This is a genomic window from Longibaculum muris, from assembly GCF_004343035.1.
Taxonomy (GTDB): Bacteria; Bacillota_I; Bacilli_A; order Erysipelotrichales; family Coprobacillaceae; genus Longibaculum; species Longibaculum muris.
This window is the reverse complement of record NZ_SMCQ01000004.1, coordinates 31,883-55,687: the sequence shown is the minus strand read 5'-3', so window position 1 is coordinate 55,687 and position 23,805 is coordinate 31,883. Positions and strand designations below refer to the sequence as shown.

Here is a 23,805-nt window from a genome sequence, read left to right as displayed (position 1 = left end):
GGAGATTACATGGCTACGATTTTAACTTCAAGTCAGCAGACCTTTGTTGATATCACTGATCAGCGAAAACTGTCTGCATATATCACATCAAATCTTCCAAAGACGCAGAGTGAAAACCCTAATACACTGCCACATGAATATGCTCCAAGCTGGACAAGTACAAACCTTGTGCTTACTCCGGTTATCTTTCTTGACCAGACAAGCATTTCGCTTTCTGCTACAGGAGTAACGATTTCATGGAAAAGAAAAGATGGTGTTTCTACAGAAACTAGTCTTGTGAGTGGTGAAAGTGTCAACAAGGGAATTCTTACAGTCAATGATAATAAGCTTGCAGACTCTGACTCAGGAATGATTACCTATATCTGCTATATCAGTTACTACGATTCTGAAACAAAGAATACGGTCAATATTTCAGCGGATATAACCTACACACTTGTAAAGAATGCTAGCAATGCCAAGCTTTGCTATGTGATATCGGATTCGTATGTATTTAAGTATGATACGACTTCTGCATTGGTGGGGCCAAACCAGGCAACCCTTACTGCACAGGTTCAGGGTGTTACAATCAGCAAATGGCAGTACAAGAACAGTTCTGGTGCTTGGACTGATTATCCAACCACATCAGATAATGCAAACATTGCAGGTGGTACTTTGGTTGTAAAGCCAACCCACTCTGTATTTAACAACAATGTGGCACAGATCAGAGTTACAACTTCGGACACAGATGTCTTTGATACGATTTCGATTTCAAAAATCTATGATGGTGCAAAGGGAGATAAAGGGTCAACGGGTTCAACTGGAAGTGGTGGACTTTCGGTCATTCTTGGAAATGAAACACAGACAATTGCCTGTACATCTGCCGGAAAGACATCGGCAGCATCAACTATTACGATTCCATTTGTCGGCTATGTTGGTATTACGCAGACGGCCTGTACCTGTGCTGTAGGAACTTTACCTACAGGAATTACCCTTAAATCAAATACAGTTGCAACGGCTACTGCAGGAGGCTCGGTTGTGTTATCAGTGGCAGCATCTTCTGACCTTGGAAATGCAACAACACTTACGGGAGATATCACACTTACATTTACGATTTCAGGCAAGACCGTTACAAAAGTTTTTACCTGGACAAAATCAAAGGCAGGAAGTAACGGCTCATCTGCTGTTGTCTTTTCTGTTTATGCACCTAATGGAACAATCGTGATGAATCAGTCAGGCAAGCTTACACTTGCTACATCTGCATTTGTAGGTGCAACAGCTATTACAAGCGCAACCTATCAGTGGGCAAAATATGTAAGTGGTACATGGACAAATATCAGTGGTGCAACAGCAGCAACACTTGAGGTATCAGGTTCTGATATCGTGAATATCCAGTCTTACAGATGTACGATGACTTATGCAAGCAAGAATTATGTTGATGTCATTACGGTCGAAGATAAATCAGATCCGTATGTTTCGGAGATGCTTTCCATCGGTGGATTTACAGTCAAGAACAATCTTGGTGGTCTTGTTCCCTACATCATTGTAAGAACAAATCAGCAGGAAGTTGATTCTCTTTTAGGCAATATCAGTGAAACAGCACCATCGAGTCCTAAGAGTGGTGACTTCTGGTATAAGGTAGACCATTCTGCCAAGACAGTGACTTTGATGAAATATAACGGAACAGCATGGGCAAATGCAACTGAAAAGCAGAGCCTTACCTATACCTGGTATGCACAGAACAAGGATGGCAAGGAAGTTACATTTTCAAAGACAGGAAAGGTTATCTATCTCTCGGCAGCAGATATTGATAGTTTGCTTACTTTACAGTGCGATGTTTCTAACTGATGGGAGGTGTTAATGATGGCACTTTTAACTTCGTGTCAGAATACGTTTCAGAGTGTTGTGGCTTATGAAGATGCTTTAGATGATATCTCAACTCTTAAGGTGCAGGTTCATGAATGCTATTCAGAAATCACAAAGACATCAAGCGAGATTTTAAGTACCGTTCACGATACCTACATTGAGAAATCAGAATTGGAATCCATACAGAAGGACTTTCAGTCAAGCATCACGCAGAATAGTAGTGAAATACGAATGGACTTCACTGCCGTGACGGATGAAATAAAAAATAACGTGGCAACCAATCAGGAACTGCTTGAAGAGTATATACGATTCAAGGGAGCCCTTATTGAACTTGGAAGGGTTGGTAATGCTTTTACTGCAGAACTATCCAATGAAGAACTTGCTTTCAAGGAAAACGGACAGAAGATTGCATATATTTCAAACAACAGTCTGGTTATCACAAATGCAGAAATAAGAAACAAGCTGTCCCTTGGAAATGCATCCAGGGGATGGTTTGATTTTATACCAAGATCATCAGGTAACCTTTCTATCGTATGGAGAGGTACAAGTTAAGGAGGAATAGCCTATGGCATCAAGCGGAAGTATTACCACAAATGAAAATCAAGGCCGTTCGGTTACTCTATCGTGGTCGATTTCAAGCCAAAGTATTGCTGATAATACTTCAACGTTATCATGGACACTAAAAGGTTCAGGCTCTGCATCAGGATGGGTAAAGGCCGGAGGATTTAAGGCGGTTATAAATGGTACAACAGTTTATTCCACCTCAACAGATTCTCGTATCTCTCTATATAACGGTACGGTAGTTGCATCAGGGACGATAAAGATTACGCATAATGCAGATGGTACTAAATCATTTGGTCTAAGCTGTGAAGCAGGTGTTTATACTTATGCTGTCAGCGTAACAGCTAGTGGAACGCATACACTTACAACAATTCCAAGAGCATCATCAATCAGTATGAGCACAGGCACTATGGGAAGTGCGTCAACTATTACTATTTCAAGGGCATCCAGTTCTTTTACTCATACACTTTCATATGCCTTTGGTTCTGCTACAGGAACGATTACAAGTAAGACTACCTCTACATCTGTATCATGGACGCCTTCATTAACCCTTGCACAGCAGATACCGAGTTCGACTTCTGGTACAGTGATAATTACCTGTGATACCTATAACGGAAGTACGAAGATTGGCTCAAAGAGTATTACGGCTACTCTAAAAGTTCCTGATTCAGTCAAACCTACTTTAACGAGTGTTACAGCAACAAGAGTTGATGGTGATGTACCATCTGATTGGGGTATTTATATTCAGGGAAAATCAAAGGCTACACTTAAGATAAATGGTGCAGCAGGAGCACAGGGTTCGACTATCAGTTCCTACAGTATTTCCGGTGGTGGTTTTTCATCTACGGCATCATCCTTTACAACGGGATTTTTAACTACTTCTGGAACGATTACTTTTACAGCAAAGGTTACTGATTCAAGAGGTCGAACATCAGATGAAAAGACAGTTTCTATTTCAGTTGTTGCTTACAGTTTGCCAGTAGTATCAAGTCACAGTTCGCAGAGATGCAACAGTTCCGGTACTGTTCAGGATGCAGGAACATATATTAAAGGTCTACTTTCGTTCAGATATTCATCATGCAGTAGCAAGAATACAGTAACAACAGCAACCTACTACAAGAAATCGTCTGCAACATCCTGGACGAATGCAAGTAAGACATTTACTTCGGGTACGGCCTTTACTTTTGGTGGTTCAATATCTACAGAGTCATCGTATGATATTAAATATACAATCACCGATGCTTTTGCAACGATTACAGTATTAGACACTGTGTCTACAGCATCAGTTCTTATGGACTTTAAAGCTGGTGGAAAAGGTATTGCCATTGGAAAGGTTTCTGAATATGACAATACTTTGGAATTATCAGATAAGTGGGATTTGAAGGTTTACGGAAAGCTACTAAAGGCTTATGTGGTTGATAGTATTTATCCTGTCGGAAGTATTTATATGAGTGTTAATTCTACTAGTCCGGCTACTTTATTTGGTGGCACATGGACACAGTTAAAGGATAGATTCCTTTTAGGTGCAGGAACTACTTACTCAAACGGTGCAACAGGAGGAGCTGCGACACATAAATTGACTGTAGCGGAGATGCCGAGCCATGCTCACGATACACCGTTTTTTAATAACATGACAAATAACGGTGAAATGAAAAGTGACTTTATTGGTGTATTTGGAAAAGGTATGACTGCGAGTGCAGCTATCAAAGAGATGGGTGCATCATCTACTATGGAAATGTGGTGGATTAATCAGACGAATACTGCTGAAGGAAATGAATGGAGTTATCTTACTTCATCAAAAGGTGGAAATACGGCTCATAACAATATGCCACCTTATTTAGTTGTTTATATGTGGAAACGAACAGCATAGCTTTGTTATTCAGTATCTCGAAAGAGGTGCTTTTTTTTATACCAATTTATAAGGAAACGGAGGTTTTTAACATGAAGGAATTCTGGAACGGAATACAGTTTGTATTCACTATGATTGGTGGCTGGCTTGGATACTTCCTTGGTGGCTGTGATGGACTTCTTATCGCATTGGTTCTCTTCGTAGTGATGGATTACATCACAGGAGTCATGTGTGCCATTGCAGATAAGACATTATCCAGCGAGGTTGGATTCAAAGGTATCTGCCGTAAGGTTTTAATTTTTATCCTTGTAGGCATAGGAAACATTCTGGATGTTCAGGTGATTGGTACGGGAAGTGTTCTTCGTACAGCGATCATCTTTTTTTATATCTCAAACGAAGGTGTATCCCTTCTTGAGAATGCAGGACATCTTGGATTGCCAATCCCGGCTAAATTAAAAATCGTATTACAACAGCTGCATGATCGTGCAGAAGATGATAAGGAGGAATAATCTATGGGTTACACAAATAGTTCAATGGTTTCATATACCAAATTAAGTCCTAACCATTCAGGACAGCGAACACATTCTATTGACCGTATCACACCTCACTGTGTTGTAGGTCAGTGCAGTGTAGAAACATTAGGTAATGTTTTCTACCCTACATCAAGACAGGCAAGCTGCCAGTATGGTATCGGAGTTGATGGCCGTGTTGGTATGTACTGTGAAGAAAAGAACCGTTCCTGGTGTTCTTCAAGTAATGCCAATGACCAGAGAGCAGTCACTATCGAATGTGCGAGTGATACATATTCTCCATATGCTATGAACAGCAAGGTCTACGATACTTTGATTAAGCTTTGTATCGACATCTGCAAGCGTAATGGAAAGAAGAAACTTATCTGGCTTGGTGATAAGGACAAGACCCTTAACTACACACCAAAGTCAGATGAGATGGTAATCACTGTACACAGATGGTTTGCCAATAAGTCATGTCCGGGTGACTGGCTTTATTCAAGACTTGGAGATTTGGCTGCAAAGGTTACAGCAGGACTTGGTGCATCAGACAATACACCTGCTCCACAGACACCTTCAAAGAAGGTTTACTATCGTGTGAGAAAGAGCTGGAACGATGCCAAGTCACAGAAAGGTGCATTTACTGTACTTGCCAATGCCAAGAAATGTGCTGATTCTAATAAGGGATATTATGTCTTTGACGAAAACGGAAAAACAATCTATCCGGTACAGAATGCTAAAAAGACTGTTGATGAACTTGCAAGAGAAGTCATCAATGGTAAATGGGGCAACGGAACAGAACGTAAGAACAGACTTACAAATGCTGGCTATGATTACTATGCCGTACAGAAAAGAGTAAATGAAATCTTATCTTAAAACGGAATAACTAACAAGGCTTTGACCTGCTTGCATTCTTTTTTGAATGTGGGCAGGTCTTTTTTTATTTTTACGTCCTTTTGACAGTTCGTTCAAGGCTACTAGATAGGAAGAGCAATTGAAAGAACGAAAGAAAAAAAGATTTTTTGAAAAACGTCCTTTTCCCTATCTTCCCAAGGCTAATAGATAGAGGGTAACAAAAAACTCTCGAAAATGGAGGTGTTAACGATGAAACACAATCTGCACATCAGTGTTTCTGACAAGCCACAGAGAAACGGTATGGTTTCCTGCAAAAGCATCACCTTAAGAGAACGATTTCTGCGGATGCTGTTTGGCAAAAAGCAGAAGATCACAATTCTTGTGCTGGGTGACTGTATCCAGGAACTTGCCATAACAAAGATTACGGAAGGAGGTAGACCATGAGCAAAGTAACCGTAGTACTTGATGCACTTATTGATGTTATTTCAAATGTTCGTGCTTTGGCTGACAGCTTGCAGGTATTTGCAGATGCATTGACAGAGATTAAAGCAATCGATGTTCAGGCAATTGAAGTAAAAGAAGAACCTGTAGCACAGATTCCTGAAAAGGAATCAAAGCCGAAGAAGGAAAAAGCCAAGACTTACACATTGGAAGATGTCAGAGGAGTTCTAGCCGAAAAGAGCCAAAACGGACTTACTGCAGAAGTAAAGGGTCTTATCACTAAGTATGGTGGTAGCAAGTTATCAGACATCGACCCTAGTCAGTATGCAGCAATTATCAAAGAGGCGGAGGTGCTTGGAGATGAGTAAACACGCATTCCTTTCACCTTCGAGTTCTCACAGATGGCTCAACTGTACACCTAGTGCAAGCCTTGAGTCAGAGTTCGAGAACAAAACAAGCCAAGCAGCAGAAGAAGGAACAGCTGCTCACGCATGGTGCGAACACAAGCTTAAGAAGGCTCTCCGCAGAAGAAGTAAAAGACCTGTTTCATCCTATGACAGTGATGAGATGCAGGAACACACAGATGCATATGTGGACTTTGTCTTAGAACAGCTTGACCTTGCAAAGCAGAACTGCAAGGACCCATTGGTGCTGATAGAGCAACACGTAGACTTCTCTGAATATGTCCCGGATGGTTATGGTACAGCAGACTGTGTGATTGTTTCGGACGATAAGCTTCACATCATTGATTTCAAGTACGGCATGGGAGTTCTGGTAGACGCAACAGATAATCCACAGATGAAATGCTATGCACTCGGTGCCCTTGCAATCTATGACAGCTTATATGACATCAAGGAAGTGTCAATGTCCATCTTCCAGCCACGCAGGGAGAATGTGAGTACCTGGACAATTTCGGTTGATGAATTGAAGACCTGGGCAGAAGAAGTATTAAAGCCAAAGGCTGAAATGGCCATGAATGGCGAAGGCGAATACTGTCCCGGCGAGTGGTGTACATTCTGCAGGGCAGCAGTCAGATGCAGAGCAAGAGCAGAAGAAAAGCTGAAGCTTGCACAGGAAGAATTCAAACTTCCTCCACTTCTTACAGATGGGGAAATCGAAGAAATCTTATCGGTCATTCCTGATCTTACAAAGTGGGCAAATGAGATTATGGCTTATGCTACCGAATCAGCTGTGAGCCACGGCAAGCAGTGGAACGGATTCAAGGTTGTTGAAGGACGCTCTGTCCGTAAGTACACGGACGAAGATGCAGTTGCCAAAGCAGCCAAGGAAGCAGGCTATAAGGATATTTACCGTCAGAGTCTTATTACTCTTACAGAGATGCAGAAACTGATGGGTAAAGCAACATTTGAAAAGGTACTGGGTGACCTTATCTACAAACCACCCGGAAAGCCGACTCTTGTACCGAACTCGGATAAGAGAGAGGCAATGAATATATCAGACGCTAAAAACGAATTTAAAATGGAGGATTAACGATTATGGCGAATGTAAGTAAAACAAAAGTTATCACAGGCAAGAACACAAGACTTTCTTATTTCCACGGATGGGAACCTACATCTATCAATGGTGGACCTGAAAGATACAGCGTATCTGTTCTTATTCCAAAGGACGACAAGGAAACAGTAAAGGCTATCAATGATGCAATTGATGCAGCTATTGAAGAAGGCATTGCAAAGTTCGGTGGCAAGAAACCTAACAAGGCAGCTATCAAGCTTCCTCTTCGTGATGGTGACACAGAGCGTGAGGACGAGGCTTATGCCGGACATTGGTTCATCAATGCCAACAGTAAGACAGCACCTCAGATTGTTGATAAGGCCGTAAAGCCTATCCTTGACCGTGATGAGGTCTACAGCGGTTGCTATGCAAGAGTATCTCTTAACTTCTATGCATTCAACTCCAACGGCAATAAGGGTATTGCCTGTGGCCTTGGAAACATTCAGAAGATCAGAGATGGAGAATCCCTTGGTGGTCGTAGCTCTGCAACTGATGACTTCAGCACAGAGGAAGATGACGATTTCTTATCTTAATCTGAACTGACCTTTTAACTTCCTGCAGGCGGTGTGAAACACCACCGTCTGCAACTATTACAAATATATGAGGTAAACGATATGAACGAATTATATGAATTAGCAAAGCAGATTGATGTGATTATCATTTTCTACTTCTTTATGGGAGCAGGAATCTACGGAATCGTAAGTACCATCATGAATGGTATCTGGCTTATCAAAGATTCCATCAAGAAGCATAAGGCAAAGAAAAAATCTGCTGAAGAAACAACTGAAGAATAAAAGTATGCAGGCGGTGGAGGAATATGCTCTGCCGTCTGTTTTACTTTGGAAGGAAGTGAGAATGTGAAATCAATCAGTATAGATATTGAGACCTTTTCAAGTGTGAGTCTGCAGAAGTCCGGGGTCTACCGTTATGCAGAGAGTGATGACTTCGAGATTCTGCTTTTCGGATATTCCGTTGATGGTGGTGAGGTCAAGGTTGTAGATCTGGCAATGGGAGAAAAGATACCAGACGATATTATTGATGCTCTTACAGACGATGAAGTTATCAAATGGGCTTTCAATGCACAGTTTGAAAGAGTCTGCTTATCCAGGTATCTGCGTGAGAATGGTGTATCTCTTAAGGGATATTGTCTTGATCCTGTGTCGTGGCATTGCACGATGGTATGGGCTGCAACTCTCGGTCTTCCATTATCCCTGGAAGGTGTGGGAGCCGTTCTTGGTCTTGAAAAGCAGAAGCTGTCAGAAGGTAAGAATCTCATCAAATACTTCTGTGTTCCATGTTCTCCTACAAAGGTCAATGGTGGCAGGACAAGAAATATGCCATATCACGATTTGGAGAAGTGGACACAGTTCAAGGCATACAACCTTCGAGATGTTGAAACGGAAATGGGTATCCAGCAGAAACTTTCAAGATTCCCTGTCAGCGAAACCATCTGGGATGAGTATCACTTAGACCAGGAAATCAATGACCGAGGAATCGGTGTGGATATGACCTTTGTGGAGAATGCAATAGCCTTTGATGAAAAAAGCAAAGCTGCACTTACAAAGCAGATGCAGGAACTTACCAGTCTTGAGAATCCGAACTCCGTACAGCAGATGAAGAACTGGCTTTCAAAGAATGGACTTGAAACAGACAGCCTTGGCAAGAAGGTGGTGGCAGAGATGATGAAAGATGCTCCTGAACATCTTGTTGATGTCTTATCTCTTCGTCAGCAGCTTGCCAAGAGCAGTGTGAAGAAGTATACGGCTATGGAAAATGCCGTGTGCGAGGATAACAGAGCAAGAGGAATGTTTCAATTTTACGGTGCCAACAGAACAGGCAGGTTTGCTGGAAGACTGGTGCAGCTCCAAAACCTGCCCCAGAACCATATGCCAGATCTTGCAGAGGCAAGAGGTCTTGTAAGAACTGGAAACTTTGATGCACTTGAACTTTTATACGATGATATCCCAGATACCCTGTCACAGCTTATCCGTACTGCCTTTGTGCCACAGGGTGATAACAAGTTCATCGTTGCTGACTTTTCTGCTATTGAAGCGAGGGTTCTTGCGTGGCTTGCTGGCGAAAGATGGAGAATCAAGGTGTTTGAAGAAGGTAAAGACATTTATTGCAGCAGTGCATCACAGATGTTTGGAGTACCTGTTGAAAAGCACGGCATCAACGGTCACTTAAGACAGAAAGGTAAGATTGCTGAATTGGCACTCGGTTATGGTGGTTCGGTCGGCGCATTGAAAGCTATGGGTGCTATTGAAATGGGTCTTACCGAAGAAGAGTTGCAGCCACTTGTGTATGCCTGGCGAAATTCTAATTCTGCAATCACAATGTTGTGGTGGGATATTGATAACTGTGTAAAGGAAACCGTCAAGAAAAGAATCGCAACTCAGACCCACGGTATCCGTTTTGAGTATGAGAGTGGATTCCTTTTTATCGTTCTTCCGTCCGGCAGAAGGCTTGCGTATGTAAAACCTAAGATGGGTGTGAATCAGTTCGGTGGCGAGTCCGTTACCTATGAAGGTGTAGGCGGAACTAAGAAGTGGGAAAGGCTCGAAAGCTATGGTCCAAAGTTCTGTGAGAACATTACGCAGGCTATCGCAAGAGATGTTCTGATGTATGCCATGCAGACATTAAGGTGCTGCAGAATCGTTGCTCATGTGCATGATGAGGTCATCATTGAGTGCAGAAAGGATATGTCCCTTGATGCCGTATGTGAGCAGATGGGAAGAACACCACCTTGGGCAGAAGGACTTCTTCTTCGTGCCGATGGCTATGAATGTCAGTTTTATAAGAAAGATTAATGGAAAACGTCCTTTTTTACCTCCTGCCAAGGCTACCTGGTAGGAGGTGCTTTTTTATGCAGATTACAAAGTTAGAAGAAGGTGCCGTAGCACCAAAACCGGACACAAAGATGTTCACACAGGAAGAACTGCAGCAGGAATTCGACTTCATTCTTGCTGAAAAGATAGTCCGTAAGATGGCAGAAAAGGGTCTTATTTCTGATGATGAATTGCACAAAATCTCGGAGAAAAATCGACTTATTTTCTCTCCGTATTTAAGCGAGATTTATCAGTAATTGACTTGATATATATCGGTATTTACGGGAATATGTCCATGCGAAAGCGAGGTGATTGATGTGAAGAATGTAACGAAAATAAACCAGGTAGACCTTTCGATTTTTAAGAAGTTGAGAGTTGCTGCATACTGCCGAGTATCTACCGACAGCAATGAACAGGAACTCAGCCTGGATACGCAAAAGAACCACTATGAAAGTTACATCAAAGCGAATAGCGAATGGGAGTACGCAGGCATTTACTACGATGACGGTATCAGCGGTACAAAGACAACAAAGCGTGATGGCTTGTTAAGACTTGTTGACGACTGCGAAAAGGGTCTTATCGATCTTGTTATTACAAAGTCCATCAGCAGATTCAGCAGAAACACTACCGACTGCCTGGCTCTTGTAAGGAAACTTTTGAACTACGATGTTTACATCATTTTTGAAAAAGAGAATATTCATACAGGCTCAATGGAGAGCGAACTGATGCTTGCAATCTTGGCCAGTATGGCAGAGAGCGAGTCACGTTCCATTTCCGAGAACGAAAAGTGGAGCATTAAGAAAAGATTCCAGAACGGCACTTATGTGATTTCCTACCCACCTTATGGTTATGCTAATGTTGATGGTGAGATGGTAATTGTGCCTGAACAGGCAGAAGTTGTAAAAAAGATTTTTGCTGGCTGCCTTGCCGGAAAGAGTACACACATCATTGCAAAGGAACTGAATGAAAAATGTGTTCCTACCAAGAAAGGTGGCAAGTGGACAGGTGGCACAATCAACGGCATCCTTACAAACGAAAAGTACATAGGAGATGCACTTTTCCAGAAGACCATCACAGATGCAGCCTTCAAGAGAAAAAGAAACTATGGCGAAGAAGAACAGTACTACTGTGAAGACCACCATGAGGCAATCATTGACCGAGACACCTTTGAGAAGGCTAAGGAAGCAATAAGGCAACGAGGTCTTGAGAAAGGAAATTGTTGTGAGGATACATCAAAATATCAGAACCGATATGTGATGTCCGGCAAAATCAAATGCGGAGAGTGTGGCAGGTCTTTCAAGCGAAGATACCATTACACTTCACACGGGAGAAGCTACAATGCATGGTGCTGCGGTGGGCATTTGGAAGATTCAAAGTCCTGCTCTATGAAGTACATCCGTGATGATGATATGAAGAGAGTTTTCCTTACGATGCTTAACAAGTTGCGTTTTGGAAGTGACCTGGTGCTGAAACCGCTTCTTATAGCCATCACAACAGGCAATTCAAAAAAGAACATCCATAGTATGGAAGAAATCAAAAAAGAGATAGCTGCCAATGAAGAACAGCGAAAGCAGCTGAACACACTTCTCACGAAAGGATATCTTGAAAGACCAGTATTTGCCGAGGCACATAATAAGCTGGTTACGGAATACGAACACTTGATAGCAAAGCGAGATATGTTATACAGAATGGACGATGCCGGATATACGATAGAGCAAAAATTAAAAGAACTGGTGGACTTTCTTAACGGAGCAGAGCCGTTTACCGAATGGGACGATTCCTTGTTTGAAAGGTTTGTGGAAAAGGTAAAGGTGCTGTCCAGGGATGAAGTTGAGTTTGAATTAAAATTCGGCTTAAGGCTGAAGGAAAGGATAGATTGATATGGCACACATACCACTTGGGTACAAAATAGTTGAAGGTTGTGCTGTAGTCGATGAACCGACTGTCGAGCAGATCAAGGCAACCTACAGATACTACTTTGAAGGCAAATCACTGGTTGATGCTGCCAAGGAAGCAGGCTTTAAAATGAACCATGCAACGGTCAAGAGAATGCTTTCCAATAAGAAGTATCTGGGGACTGACTATTACCCGCAGATTATTGATGAAGAAACCATAGAAAGGTTTCTGAAAGAACTGACACGAAGGGCAGGCAACCTTGGAAGGCTTGACAGAAAGTGCAAGGAGAGAAATATTACGATACCTACATCATTTCAATTCAAGCCTGCAGAACTTACCTTTGCCGATCCCTTTGAGCAGGCAGAATACATTTACAGTTTGATAGAGAGCGAGGAATAACACATGGCAGGAGCAAAGAACATAACAGTTATCCCGGCAAGAAAGCGTGTAGGTAATACAGCCACTGCTGATAACAAGCCAAAATTAAAAGTCGCAGCGTACTGCCGAGTAAGTACAGACAGCGAGGAACAGGCTACAAGCTATGATGCACAGGTTGAGCATTACACAGAATTCATAAGGAAGAACCCTGAATGGGAGTTTGCCGGGATATATGCTGATGACGGTATCAGCGGTACAAACACCAAAAAGCGTGAAGAATTTAATCGAATGATTGAAGATACGATGGCAGGCAAAATCGACATGATTATCACAAAATCGATCAGCCGATTTGCAAGAAACACCCTCGACTGCCTTAAGTACATAAGACAGCTGAAGGAAAAGAACGTGCCAGTATTCTTTGAAAAGGAAAACATCAATACGATGGATTCCAAGGGTGAGGTACTGCTTACCATTATGGCCTCCCTTGCACAGCAGGAATCAGAATCCCTTTCCAAGAATGTTAAGATGGGACTTCAGTTCCGATACCAGAACGGAGAAGTTCAGGTAAATCATAACTGGTTCTTGGGATACACAAAGGACGAGAACGGACACCTCATCATTGATGAAGACCAGGCAATCATTGTAAGACGAATCTTTCGAGAGTATCTGCAAGGAGCAAGCCTTAAGACCATAGCGGACGGACTTATGGCAGATGGCATTCCTACAGCAACCGGGAACAAGAAGTGGCGTGGGGACGGCATCAGAAAGATACTTACCAACGAGAAGTACATGGGTGATGCCCTTTTGCAGAAGACCTACACGGTTGATGTTCTTACAAAAAAGCGAGTATCCAACAACGGCATTGTTCCACAGTATTATGTTGAGAACAACCACGAGGCAATTATTCCAAGACAGCTGTTCATGCAGGTGCAGGAAGAACTCTTTCGCAGGGCACACCTTAAAACAGAAGGTGGAAAGACCAAGAGAGTCTACAGTAGCAAGTATGCGTTATCGAGCATTGTCTACTGTGGTAAATGTGGAGATCTTTTTAGAAGAGTGGCTTGGAAGGCTAGGGGTGCATCCTACAACAAATGGAGATGCGCCAGCCGAATTGAAAAGGGTCCAAAAGAAGGATGCGATGCCGATGCCATCAGTGAAGTTGAACTTCAGAATGCAGCGGTAAGAGCCATCAATAAGACCCTTGGCGGACGAGAACAGTTCCTGGTACAGTTGCAGCACAATATCGAAGATGTACTGAATGGGGACTCTACTGCAACACTTGAGTACATTGACCAAAGGATGGCAGAACTTCAGGAAAAGCTTGTAATGTGCGTGAACAAGAATGCCGAGTACGATGTGATTGCAAATGAGATTGATGCCTTAAGGGAAAAGAAGGCAGCGGTTGTTACCAGGGATGCTGAACAGGAAATGTTAAGAAAACGAATCGATGAGATGCGACAGTTCCTGCAGACGCAGACAAATCGAGTTACAGAGTATGATGAGCAGATGGTCAGAAGGCTTATTGAGAAGATTACGGTTTTTGATGACAAGCTTATATTTGAATTCAAATCTGGCATGACACTCGAACTTAAGAGATAGTTGAATATGGAATATGATACGGACACCTTGCAGCAATGCAGGGTGTTTTTGTCATTCATAGAAAATTTACAGAGCAGAACTGTGCCAGGATTGAAAATATCAACCAAATGGTTTATAATATAATAAGTTGAGGTGCGTTTTAGACATGGAGGATTATGATGAAGACATCCGATATGATTAAAGAATTATGTAATAAAAAGAATATAAGTCTTTCAGAACTTGCTAGACGAATAGGACAGACTCCGCAGAACTTTGGTAAGAAACTGAAAAGAGATACTGTAACTCTTGAGGAATTAAAGTTGATAGCTGATGTCATGGAAGTGACCTTTGAACAGTCATTTATCTTCCCAGATGGAGAACAGATAAAAACGAGTAATGAGTGAGGTACATCATGGCATACGAAAAGAAAAGTATAAGGGCAATAATAGATGATGTGAATAGTAGGAGAATTTATCTTCCGGCTATTCAGAGAAAATATGTGTGGGGAGATTCGCAGATAACCAGGCTGTTAGATTCAATTATGCTTGGGTATCCGATTGGTACATTCTTGTTCTGGAAAGTTAAAAAGACCATTGTTAACCAAAAAGAGTATTCAATGTATGAATTTATAAAGGACTACCATGATCGAGATATGTATAAAAATCCGGCTGCACCACAACCATTTCCAATTGGAAGTGGAGATGAAACCATCTGGGCAGTTTTAGATGGTCAGCAGAGATTGACTTCTTTGTACATAGCATTGCAAGGAAGTATGAGCAGAAAACTTCCGAATAAGAGATGGAAGAATGATGAGGCATTTCCAAAGAAGGAACTGTATTTTGATCTCCATAGTGAAAAAACCGATGATGAAGACATCTCTTATGAGTTCAAATTTTTAACAGCGAATGAGGATGCTAAAAATAAAGATGATAAGATTTGGTATTTAGTAAAAGATATTCTCAAGTATTCGGCTGAAGATTTGTTAACAGAAGTCATTATTCCAAATGGTTGGGCAACCGATAAAGTTGCAACAAAGAATATTTCTCTTTTGCATACAAGACTTGTTACGGATGAAATCATCAACTACTTTGAAGTAGAAAAAGATTCGATTGACAGCGTATTGGATATCTTCGTTAGAGTAAATTCAGGTGGAACCGTTCTTTCAAAGAGTGACTTGTTATTCTCGACTATTGTTTCTCATTGGGATAAGGCAAGAGATGAAATTGATAAGCTGCTATCTGAAATAAATAAAAAAGGCGAAGGATTTAAGTTTTCTAATGACTTTATTATGCGTACCTGTTTGTATCTTTTAGATATGTCCGTAGCATTAAAAGTAGAAACATTCAAAAAAGAAAGTGTACTAAAAATCAAAGAAAATTGGGATTCAATCCGAAAAGCCATCAAGGACACAGTTGATTTGTTAAATGAGTTCGGATTCAATTCAGAGAACATGATTTCTTATGTGGCTGTTTCTCCTATGGTTTACTACAGATACAAAGGTGGTAATTTCGATTCAAGCAGTAAAGCTGAATTGAGAAAATACATTGTAATCGCACAGGTTAGACAGATTTTTGGTACTGCATCAAACTCTGCACTTACAAGTATTCGTGAAGCATTGAAGGCAGCTCCCGCTAATTCATTTAGCATGACAAACCTTAATGCTGTCAGATTTACGGGTGACAGATCTCTTCGTTACACAGCTGAAGAGATTGATTCGATGTTTGATACCTATGAGATTGGTGCCTATACATTTATGTTGTTATCTCTTCTGTATCCAAATTTGAAGTATAGTCAGAAGGGATTCCATCAAGACCATATGCATCCACATACAGGATTTGAAGAAAGTAAAATTAAAGGTTTGGTATTGCCGGATGGAACAGTGATTGACGATGATACTAAAGAAGATTGGCGTAGAAGAAGAAATACATTAGCTAACCTTCAGTTACTAGAAGGTAGAGAGAATGAATCCAAGAATGCCACACCACTCGTTGATTGGCTGAAGGTTACTGAAAACAGTGAAAATGCTAAGTACCTTCCTGGTGATATTTCTTATGAACTATCTAACTTTGAAGAGTTTATGGAGAAGCGTCAAGAATTGATGAGTAAAGCATTGAAGGAGATTCTTTTATAATATTTGCCTATACGAGCAATAAGACAATTCAAAACTTGTATCGGTTCGACATACCCATTTTAAGGCGAAAATAGGTGTTCCACCATTCCCTTATACAGTGGGTACGAAATGCGTTACTCGTTGGAGAATCGAGCCATGTAGAAAGTATTATGCTTTTTGTTTCACAAGATATTAGATAGTCAAATTGATGTAAAAAAGAGGATAGTTAAAAGACATAATCTATGTAAAATGATATTGCCATGTCTTTTGTAACTTGGATTTCTCTTGTGTTTCAATCATGGGCTCAATTTTATATGAGTATGATTATTTTGTATATTAAGCAAGATATATTTTTAATATAATATGGAAGAATTAAGGAGATTTTAATTATGAAAGTACATTATTTTCAAAGATATCATGAAAAAGAAAATGTAGCTACAGCTAATACTATGCTACTTTTATCACGTTTATATTCATATTCATCAGATAAGTTTTTTAGATTTTTAAAATCAGAATATTTTTCTGAAGCATTTGAGCCAGAACTTGTATTTACATTGCAAGAAAAAAGTATTGATAGTATTCCAGATGCTACAATTACTCAAGAAGGATTTAAGATTGTTGTTGAGACTAAGCTAACTGATTGGTTTTATTCTAAGCAATTAATGAATCATCTTAAATCATTTGGTGATGAAAAACATAAGATAATGATTACTTTATCTTCTGAGTTAATGAATGATGATAAAAAGAAATATTTTGAAGAACAATTAAAAAACTACAATGAAACGCAAAAATATCCTGTTATTCATATCAACACTACATTTGAATGCTTAGCGAATGCAATTCAAGAAGTTGTGGATGATAGGGATTTTGAAATGCAGGAAGTTATCGATGATTATCTAAATTATTGTTATAATGATGGACTAATTGCTATATCTGATGCATGGAAATATTTACGTGTGCAGTTAGCAGGTATAACATTTGATTTTAATATAAAAAATGGATTATATTATGATAATGCAGAACGTGGATTTAGGGCCCATGATTATTTAGGACTTTATAAAAATAAAAGTGTTCGAGCAATTGGAAAAGTGTGTGCGATAATTACTGCTGTTGAAACAGAAGATGGTATAAAATATACTACAGAATCTGGTGAATTAACTGAGGAGAGAAAACAAAAGATTATCGAGGCTATGATTGACGGCGATACTTATGGATATAATCTAAGAACAATAGAACATAGATATTTCTTTGTGGAAAAATTCTATGAAACAGATTTTAAAAAAATAACACCTAAAGCACCAATGGGAACACGAGTTTTTGATTTGACTCAGATTCTCGGTACAGAAGAAATTCCTAAAGTAGATGAATTATCTGAAATTTTAAAAGATAAAAGTTGGAGTTAAATAAAAAATATTGATAAATTGGGATAAATCTTAATTTTATCAATATTTTTTTGCTTTTTTGATATTTTAGTATAAAAAATATTTTCTTTATTAAGACAATTTATATAAAAATTAGATTGTTAATTTTAGCAATTTTTGTTAAAATAAATACTGTATTTTGTTAGGAGGATTATTCAAATGACCCACTATGCTATTATTCCAATTATTGCTTTATTGTTATATTTATTAATGTTTTTATCACTAATCATGATTAAGAAAAATGAAACAATATATGCATTTATGGAAGTTTTACTAGCTATGATAGCATGGACAATGGGGTCTTTTTTTATGCGCTTAAATGTTTTCCCATTCGTAAATTTTTGGTTTTATTTTTCATTAGTAGGAATACTTTTGTTTTTACCAACATTATATAATTTTATTATTAAATATTTAAGAATTGAAAAACGAATAAATCAACAATTTTGGACATTACTAATGTTAGGAATTTGGGCAATTAATTGTTTTGTTCCAATTTTTATTGAAGCCCCACAATTAATTGATCAAGGATATGTTTATGATTTTTCATGGACAATAGTTTTCTTATTTTTTATTTTGTTATGTGTTTTGATAGATATGATTTATACGATTCATAAAGCTCAAAAGAAAGATTTAACAATTTATAAACAACTTATTCCAATCTTTTTAGGAGCCAATATCTTAATTTTAGGACATCTTTGTTTGTTATGTCCTTCTTTTAAAGGTTTTCCAATTGATGTTTTAAGTGGAATACCAATGGCGATTTGTTTATTTTATGCATTATATAAAAATCAATTATTTGAAATGAATTTATTGATTTCAAGAGTGAATTGTTATTATGTTGCAATGATTATTGTTATTTTGATTTATTATCGTATCTTTCCATATATAGATATAGTTATGAAAGAAAAGTATTTATTAAAACCATATCAAATAGCAATGATTTTGATTTTTGTTGTTGTTTTATCAATGGTTGTGGTTTGTATTATACTTGAATATTTATTAAATCTTGTTTTTGGAAAAAAAGAAGTCATTCAAAGTCAATGTATTCAAGAACTAGGTGAATTTTTAAGTCAGTTAAAAAGACATCAGGAAATTTTTGAAAAATTAGAAGATTGTTTAAAAAAAGGACTTCAAGTAGAGAATGTTTATTTGTTTTACATTCAAGATGATTTGTATAAGATTCAAAATAATGATAGTGATTTTACTTTTCAAATGGATGAAATATTACTTGCTTCCTTGTATCAAGAAAAATCTTGTTTGTTAGTAAAAGCATTACAAAAAAGTTTGAATTATCAAAAGATTGAACCTTTGTTAAGACAAAAAATAGAAGAAAAGAATATTGAATGTTTAGCTTTATTACAAAATGGAGATAAGATTTTAGGGTTGATTGCTTTACCACATAAATTATCAAAAGAAAGATATACCAAAATTGATCTTAATTTCTTAAAATCAGTAAGTTCTGTTACTTCCATAGCAATTGAAAATGCTATTCTTTATGAAGAAGCATATCAGGAAGCTAGAAAAGATTATTTAACAGGTGTAGCTAATCGTCGCTATCTTTATGAAGTTTTACAAAAATGTCAATATGAAAAAAGATTTGAATATGGTTCTTTTATCATGGTAAGCATTGATGATTTTAAACTCTATAATCAACTCTATGGAACTGCTGAAGGTAATCTAGCACTTGTTCAAATAGCTCATGCAATTAGGTCGTGTTTAGTTGATGAAGAAATGGTAGCTCGTTATACAGGTAAAGTTTTTGCGGTTATATTACCAGGAAAAGGTGGACATTATGCTTATCAAGTGGCTGAACAATTTTCTAAGAAAATTCTATTATTAAATGAACAAACTGGTCAAAATGCTATGAAGGCTTTAACTGTAAGTTGTGGAATTGCTTCTGGAAGTTGTACAAAAGATGGCTTTGAAGAAGTGATGCAACAAGCAGATGAAGCATTGTATTATGCAAAACAAGCTGGAAAAAATCAAATTAAAGTTTATAAAAAAGGACAAACTCCTTCACATTTAACCGATGTGAAAGGGGCAGCATCTTCTTATGTGTCAACCATTTATGCCTTAATGGCAGCGATTGATGCCAAAGATCATTATACTTTTAGTCATTCAGAAAACGTAGCTTATTATGCTCAAGAACTAGCTAAAGCTTATGGAATGGATGAAGAAGCGGTTAAAATTATCTATGAGGCTGGTTTATTACATGATATTGGAAAAATTGGTATTGATGAGAGTATTATCAATAAGCCTGGTAAGTTAACTGATCAGGAATATGAAACAATTAAAGGTCATGTGGAACTGGCAGTGGGAATTATTCGTCACTTGCCTTCACTTGATTATGTCATTCCAGCTGTTATTGGGCACCATGAACGTTATGATGGAAAAGGATATCCACGTCGTTTAAAAGGTGAGGGGATTCCTTTGATGGCACGTATTTTATGTATTGCTGATTCTTTTGATGCAATGGTATCTAAGCGTTCTTATAAGCAAGAAATGGATGTACAAACAGCTTTAAAAATTATTGATGAGGAAGCTGGATATCAATTTGATCCTCAATTGGCCCATATTTTTATTGAACTAGTGAAGAATCAACAAATAGAAGTGAGATAATCAAGGATTTTTTAAAAAGTTCTATACATAAAATGGAATTTGTTATATAGTAATACAAGTATTACAAAAATCAATCGGAGGTTAAAATATGATTGAAATATTAAAAGTTATTTTATTTGGAATAGTCGAAGGAATTACTGAATGGTTACCAATTAGTAGTACTGGACATATGATTTTATTAGATGAATTTATAAAATTAGATGTTAGTAGTGAATTTTATAGTATGTTTCAAGTTGTTATTCAATTGGGAGCTATTTTAGCAGTTGTTGTTTTGTTTTGGAATGATTTCTTTCCTTTTGGACGTAAAAATAATAAACAACCTATGACAACGACAGGCATCCTATCTTATGTAAAAATGGATAAGATTATTCTTTGGTTTAAGATTTTAGTTGCTTGTGTTCCAGCGGCTATTGTAGGTATTTTATTTGATGAACAATTAGAAGCATTGTTTTATAACTATCAAACAGTTGCCATTGCTTTAATTGTCTTTGGGATTGCCTTTATTATTATTGAAAATAGAAATAAAGGGAGTTATTCTAAAATCAATACTTTAACAGATATCACTTTTAATACAGCTTTCTTAATTGGAATCTTTCAATTAATAGCTGCTATCTTCCCTGGAACATCACGCTCTGGTGCAACAATTGTTGGGGCGTTACTTTTAGGGGTTTCAAGAACAGTTGCTGCTGAATTTACTTTCTTTTTAGCAATTCCAGTTATGTTTGGAGCATCTTTATTAAAGTTAGTAAAATTTGGTTTGGTCTTTACAGCTCAAGAAGCTATCTTATTGATTATTGGAATGATTGTGGCTTTTGTTGTTTCTATATTGGTTATTCAATTTTTAATGGGGTATATTAAAAAACATGACTTTAAAGTCTTTGGATGGTATCGTATTGTTTTAGGTATTTTAGTGTTAGCATATTTTATGTTTATTGGATAGACACGATGAAAATCGTGTTTTTCTTTTGTTTATTATATTTGAAATAAAGAGAAAATCATTTATAAATTGATAAAATTCTTTTTGTTTATGTTGTTATAATATAAAGAAAATAGCCTTACATAAGATGAAGTCTTATAAAGATTCTATCTTTTCTTATAAAAAACGTGTAAAATAAGAACATAGTCATAGAAACATAGAGGAGATATAAAATGTTAGAATATATAAGAATACAAGAAGTTGATCAACAACTTTATTTATTTTATTTACAACAAAAAGAATATTTTTTTCATATTGAAAAAAATGAATCATTAAGCTTTCAAGATGTAGTGGATGATATGTTACCACCACCAGGGTTTGAAAATCATGAACATTATTATTATAAAGTTTTTGAAAATCAACGTATGATAGGATATGTTGATTGTATGAAAGGTTATCGTTATAGTTGTATTCATGATGATCACTGTTTATGGATAGGTTTATTTTTAGTGAATGAAAGTGATCAAAGAAAACATTATGGACAACAAATCTTTTTGGATTTATTAGAAATGATTTCAGATATCTCTTTGATTCAACTTGGCTGTTTAAAGAATACTCCTAAAGGTTTAGCTTTTTGGAAACACCTTGGATTTTATGAAATTGATCATACTTGCCCACCAAAAAGAGAAATTATTGTTTTAGAAAGGAAGAAATCAAATGACAAAGGAACAGTTTGAAAAAGTATATCAACAAACCCAACAAGAATGTAAACATCATCATCAGCAATCTAATCAACTAGCAATTATTCGTTTCATTTGTATGTTTATTGCAATATTATCCTTATTGATTGCTTATTTTCAAACAATAACATGGCTTTATATCATGAGTCTTATGAGTTTGATTTTATTTGTTATTTTGGTAGTTATTCATAATCGAATTAAAAATGAATATCAACAATTAAAGGCAACAGAGAAAGTTTATCAAAAGCATCTTGATAGAATCGCAGGAAGATGGCGAGAGTTTCTTCATACTGGAGATGAGTATTTGGATGAAAAGGATTATAAGTCTTTAGATTTAGATGTTTTTTCAAAGAATTCTTTGTTTCAAATGATAAATATTGCTTTTAGTCAAAAAGGTCAAAAACGTTTGGCTGAATTACTTATCAAAGATAGTCAAAGAGATGAGATATTACAAAGACAGGCAGCAGTTAAAGAACTTGCTGAAAATGAAGATTTTGTTTTTCAATTAGAAACTTTAGGATATTTGATTCCAACAAAGAAAACAAAAACAATCGATCAATGGATTGCTCTTGTGCATCAACAAAAAGTATCAACTATAACACCTGCTATCTTTATTGTTTCTTTTTTAACAATTCTGGGTCTATTAGGTCTTTGTTTTCAAATTGGTACACCTTATTCTCAAGTTTTATTTGAAGTTGGAGTTGTTTTTCAATTAGGCTTTGTTATTTTAAATCTTAAAAAACATCAAGAATTATTTGCTCAAATAGAAGATTTATCTCAAGGTTTAGAAAGTTATGCACAATGTTATGCACATATTCACAATTGTGAATATCATTGTGAATATCTTCGTTATTTAAAAAATAAAATGTGTATTGAAGGGAAAGCAGTAGAAGGTATTTTAGAATTATCTAAACTTGCTCAACGGGTTATTTATCGTCATAATATTTTTGCTTTTCTTTTTCTTAATGGTTTAGGGTTGTTTGATTTTTATCTAAGAAATCAATATGCGAAATGGTTGAATGAATATGGGCAATTGGTTGCCTGTTGGTTTGATGGTTTAGCAGAAATTGAAGCATTAATGAGTTTAAGTGTATTAAAAATTGATGATTTTAAAGTAACTTTACCACAAATCACTGAAGAAAAAACACTTTCTTTTCAAGAATTATGTCATCCATTGATTGATCAAAAACAAGTTGTTGGTAATGATTTTTCAATGGAAAAACCATTGTGCATTATTACGGGATCTAATATGTCTGGAAAAACAACTTTTATGCGAACAATTGGTCTGAATTTAATTTTAGCTTATGCAGGGGGTTATGTGTTTGGTGAGTCATTACAATGTTCATGTCTGCATATAATGACGTCGATGCGGGTTAAAGATAATGTAGAAGAAGGCGTTTCTACTTTTTATGGAGAACTGCTACGAATTAAAGATATGATTCAGTATGCCAAGAAAAAAGAACCAATGCTTTGTTTAATTGATGAAATATTTAAAGGAACAAATTCATTGGATCGTATTGCTGGAGCAAAAGCAACAATTGAAAAATTATCTTTACCATATAGTTATACTTTTTTAACTACCCATGATTTAGAATTAAGTCGTATCCAACAAATGAATTATCATTTTGATGAATATTATCAAGATGGACAAATCTATTTTGATTATCAGATTAAAAAAGGGCCATCTAAGTCTACAAATGGTCAATTCTTATTAAAACAATTAGGAATTCTTGAATAGAGTAGGGGGAAT

22 protein-coding genes are annotated in these 23,805 nt (G+C 37.3%); all 22 read left to right on the top strand.

The window, feature by feature from the left end:
- The first annotated feature begins 9 nt into the window (after positions 1 to 9).
- The 22 genes from EDD60_RS04690 (at position 10) to EDD60_RS04580 (ending at position 23,793) form a co-directional block, all read left to right on the top strand.
- Positions 10 to 1,824 (top strand): autotransporter outer membrane beta-barrel domain-containing protein, encoded by a 1,815-nt coding sequence (locus EDD60_RS04690; RefSeq protein WP_132226255.1) that lies wholly within the window; start codon positions 10 to 12, stop codon positions 1,822 to 1,824.
- Between the two features lie 15 nt (positions 1,825 to 1,839).
- Positions 1,840 to 2,394, top strand: a complete 555-nt coding sequence (locus tag EDD60_RS04685) for a hypothetical protein (RefSeq protein ID WP_132226254.1) — start codon at positions 1,840 to 1,842, stop codon at positions 2,392 to 2,394.
- 13 nt (positions 2,395 to 2,407) lie between these two features.
- Entirely contained in the window at positions 2,408 to 4,273 is a 1,866-nt protein-coding gene (locus EDD60_RS04680) for a DUF859 family phage minor structural protein (RefSeq protein WP_132226253.1), read from the top strand.
- A gap of 71 nt (positions 4,274 to 4,344) precedes the next feature.
- Complete coding sequence (locus tag EDD60_RS04675; RefSeq protein ID WP_132226252.1) at positions 4,345 to 4,761, top strand: phage holin family protein; 417 nt, start codon at positions 4,345 to 4,347, stop codon at positions 4,759 to 4,761.
- Positions 4,762 to 4,764: 3 nt separating this feature from the next.
- On the top strand, positions 4,765 to 5,637 hold the full coding sequence (locus tag EDD60_RS16560) for an N-acetylmuramoyl-L-alanine amidase (protein WP_132226251.1): 873 nt from the start codon (positions 4,765 to 4,767) through the stop codon (positions 5,635 to 5,637).
- A gap of 228 nt (positions 5,638 to 5,865) precedes the next feature.
- Entirely contained in the window at positions 5,866 to 6,060 is a 195-nt protein-coding gene (locus EDD60_RS04665; protein WP_165973123.1) for a hypothetical protein, read from the top strand.
- The gene (locus EDD60_RS04660) at positions 6,057 to 6,425 is read left to right on the top strand and encodes an rRNA biogenesis protein rrp5 (RefSeq protein ID WP_132226250.1); all 369 of its coding nucleotides are present in this window, start codon (positions 6,057 to 6,059) and stop codon (positions 6,423 to 6,425) included. Before EDD60_RS04665 ends, EDD60_RS04660 begins: the two co-directional genes overlap by 4 nt.
- Positions 6,418 to 7,548, top strand: a complete 1,131-nt coding sequence (locus EDD60_RS04655) for a DUF2800 domain-containing protein (RefSeq protein WP_132226249.1) — start codon at positions 6,418 to 6,420, stop codon at positions 7,546 to 7,548. Before EDD60_RS04660 ends, EDD60_RS04655 begins: the two co-directional genes overlap by 8 nt.
- A 5-nt stretch (positions 7,549 to 7,553) precedes the next feature.
- On the top strand, positions 7,554 to 8,102 hold the full coding sequence (locus EDD60_RS04650; protein WP_132226248.1) for a DUF2815 family protein: 549 nt from the start codon (positions 7,554 to 7,556) through the stop codon (positions 8,100 to 8,102).
- Between the two features lie 81 nt (positions 8,103 to 8,183).
- The gene (locus EDD60_RS04645) at positions 8,184 to 8,363 is read left to right on the top strand and encodes a hypothetical protein (RefSeq protein WP_132226247.1); all 180 of its coding nucleotides are present in this window, start codon (positions 8,184 to 8,186) and stop codon (positions 8,361 to 8,363) included.
- A gap of 63 nt (positions 8,364 to 8,426) precedes the next feature.
- The gene (locus EDD60_RS04640; protein ID WP_132226246.1) at positions 8,427 to 10,379 is read left to right on the top strand and encodes a DNA polymerase; all 1,953 of its coding nucleotides are present in this window, start codon (positions 8,427 to 8,429) and stop codon (positions 10,377 to 10,379) included.
- A 56-nt stretch (positions 10,380 to 10,435) separates the two neighbouring features.
- Positions 10,436 to 10,654 carry an SHOCT domain-containing protein gene (locus tag EDD60_RS04635; RefSeq protein WP_132226245.1) on the top strand — a complete coding sequence of 73 codons (219 nt, stop codon included), beginning with the start codon at positions 10,436 to 10,438 and terminating at the stop codon, positions 10,652 to 10,654.
- Positions 10,655 to 10,714: 60 nt separating this feature from the next.
- The gene (locus tag EDD60_RS04630; protein WP_132226244.1) at positions 10,715 to 12,277 is read left to right on the top strand and encodes a recombinase family protein; all 1,563 of its coding nucleotides are present in this window, start codon (positions 10,715 to 10,717) and stop codon (positions 12,275 to 12,277) included.
- 1 nt (position 12,278) lies between these two features.
- Positions 12,279 to 12,692 carry a recombinase gene (locus tag EDD60_RS04625; RefSeq protein WP_132226243.1) on the top strand — a complete coding sequence of 138 codons (414 nt, stop codon included), beginning with the start codon at positions 12,279 to 12,281 and terminating at the stop codon, positions 12,690 to 12,692.
- 3 nt (positions 12,693 to 12,695) lie between these two features.
- Positions 12,696 to 14,270: a recombinase family protein gene (locus EDD60_RS04620; protein WP_132226242.1), complete on the top strand. Its 1,575-nt coding sequence runs from the start codon at positions 12,696 to 12,698 to the stop codon at positions 14,268 to 14,270.
- A gap of 158 nt (positions 14,271 to 14,428) precedes the next feature.
- Entirely contained in the window at positions 14,429 to 14,653 is a 225-nt protein-coding gene (locus tag EDD60_RS04610) for a helix-turn-helix domain-containing protein (RefSeq protein WP_132226241.1), read from the top strand.
- Between the two features lie 8 nt (positions 14,654 to 14,661).
- Positions 14,662 to 16,380, top strand: coding sequence for a DUF262 domain-containing protein (locus tag EDD60_RS04605; protein ID WP_132226240.1), 1,719 nt, complete (start codon positions 14,662 to 14,664; stop codon positions 16,378 to 16,380).
- Between the two features lie 368 nt (positions 16,381 to 16,748).
- The gene (locus tag EDD60_RS04600) at positions 16,749 to 17,762 is read left to right on the top strand and encodes a hypothetical protein (RefSeq protein WP_066449549.1); all 1,014 of its coding nucleotides are present in this window, start codon (positions 16,749 to 16,751) and stop codon (positions 17,760 to 17,762) included.
- A gap of 177 nt (positions 17,763 to 17,939) precedes the next feature.
- A complete protein-coding gene (locus EDD60_RS04595; RefSeq protein ID WP_066449551.1) occupies positions 17,940 to 20,399 on the top strand; it encodes an HD domain-containing phosphohydrolase in 2,460 nt (819 codons plus the stop codon).
- Positions 20,400 to 20,487: 88 nt separating this feature from the next.
- A complete protein-coding gene (locus EDD60_RS04590) occupies positions 20,488 to 21,339 on the top strand; it encodes an undecaprenyl-diphosphate phosphatase (RefSeq protein ID WP_066449554.1) in 852 nt (283 codons plus the stop codon).
- Between the two features lie 209 nt (positions 21,340 to 21,548).
- Positions 21,549 to 22,052, top strand: coding sequence for a GNAT family N-acetyltransferase (locus tag EDD60_RS04585; protein WP_132226239.1), 504 nt, complete (start codon positions 21,549 to 21,551; stop codon positions 22,050 to 22,052).
- On the top strand, positions 22,033 to 23,793 hold the full coding sequence (locus tag EDD60_RS04580; protein ID WP_132226238.1) for a MutS family DNA mismatch repair protein: 1,761 nt from the start codon (positions 22,033 to 22,035) through the stop codon (positions 23,791 to 23,793). Before EDD60_RS04585 ends, EDD60_RS04580 begins: the two co-directional genes overlap by 20 nt.
- Positions 23,794 to 23,805 lie beyond the last annotated feature (12 nt).

Coding starts and splice junctions, on each gene's coding strand:
- EDD60_RS04690 (WP_132226255.1), top strand. CDS start 10: ATGGCTACGATTTTAACTTCAAGTCAGCAGACCTTTGTTGATATCACT.
- EDD60_RS04685 (WP_132226254.1), top strand. CDS start 1,840: ATGGCACTTTTAACTTCGTGTCAGAATACGTTTCAGAGTGTTGTGGCT.
- EDD60_RS04680 (WP_132226253.1), top strand. CDS start 2,408: ATGGCATCAAGCGGAAGTATTACCACAAATGAAAATCAAGGCCGTTCG.
- EDD60_RS04675 (WP_132226252.1), top strand. CDS start 4,345: ATGAAGGAATTCTGGAACGGAATACAGTTTGTATTCACTATGATTGGT.
- EDD60_RS16560 (WP_132226251.1), top strand. CDS start 4,765: ATGGGTTACACAAATAGTTCAATGGTTTCATATACCAAATTAAGTCCT.
- EDD60_RS04665 (WP_165973123.1), top strand. CDS start 5,866: ATGAAACACAATCTGCACATCAGTGTTTCTGACAAGCCACAGAGAAAC.
- EDD60_RS04660 (WP_132226250.1), top strand. CDS start 6,057: ATGAGCAAAGTAACCGTAGTACTTGATGCACTTATTGATGTTATTTCA.
- EDD60_RS04655 (WP_132226249.1), top strand. CDS start 6,418: ATGAGTAAACACGCATTCCTTTCACCTTCGAGTTCTCACAGATGGCTC.
- EDD60_RS04650 (WP_132226248.1), top strand. CDS start 7,554: ATGGCGAATGTAAGTAAAACAAAAGTTATCACAGGCAAGAACACAAGA.
- EDD60_RS04645 (WP_132226247.1), top strand. CDS start 8,184: ATGAACGAATTATATGAATTAGCAAAGCAGATTGATGTGATTATCATT.
- EDD60_RS04635 (WP_132226245.1), top strand. CDS start 10,436: ATGCAGATTACAAAGTTAGAAGAAGGTGCCGTAGCACCAAAACCGGAC.
- EDD60_RS04625 (WP_132226243.1), top strand. CDS start 12,279: ATGGCACACATACCACTTGGGTACAAAATAGTTGAAGGTTGTGCTGTA.
- EDD60_RS04620 (WP_132226242.1), top strand. CDS start 12,696: ATGGCAGGAGCAAAGAACATAACAGTTATCCCGGCAAGAAAGCGTGTA.
- EDD60_RS04610 (WP_132226241.1), top strand. CDS start 14,429: ATGAAGACATCCGATATGATTAAAGAATTATGTAATAAAAAGAATATA.
- EDD60_RS04605 (WP_132226240.1), top strand. CDS start 14,662: ATGGCATACGAAAAGAAAAGTATAAGGGCAATAATAGATGATGTGAAT.
- EDD60_RS04600 (WP_066449549.1), top strand. CDS start 16,749: ATGAAAGTACATTATTTTCAAAGATATCATGAAAAAGAAAATGTAGCT.
- EDD60_RS04595 (WP_066449551.1), top strand. CDS start 17,940: ATGACCCACTATGCTATTATTCCAATTATTGCTTTATTGTTATATTTA.
- EDD60_RS04590 (WP_066449554.1), top strand. CDS start 20,488: ATGATTGAAATATTAAAAGTTATTTTATTTGGAATAGTCGAAGGAATT.
- EDD60_RS04585 (WP_132226239.1), top strand. CDS start 21,549: ATGTTAGAATATATAAGAATACAAGAAGTTGATCAACAACTTTATTTA.
- EDD60_RS04580 (WP_132226238.1), top strand. CDS start 22,033: ATGACAAAGGAACAGTTTGAAAAAGTATATCAACAAACCCAACAAGAA.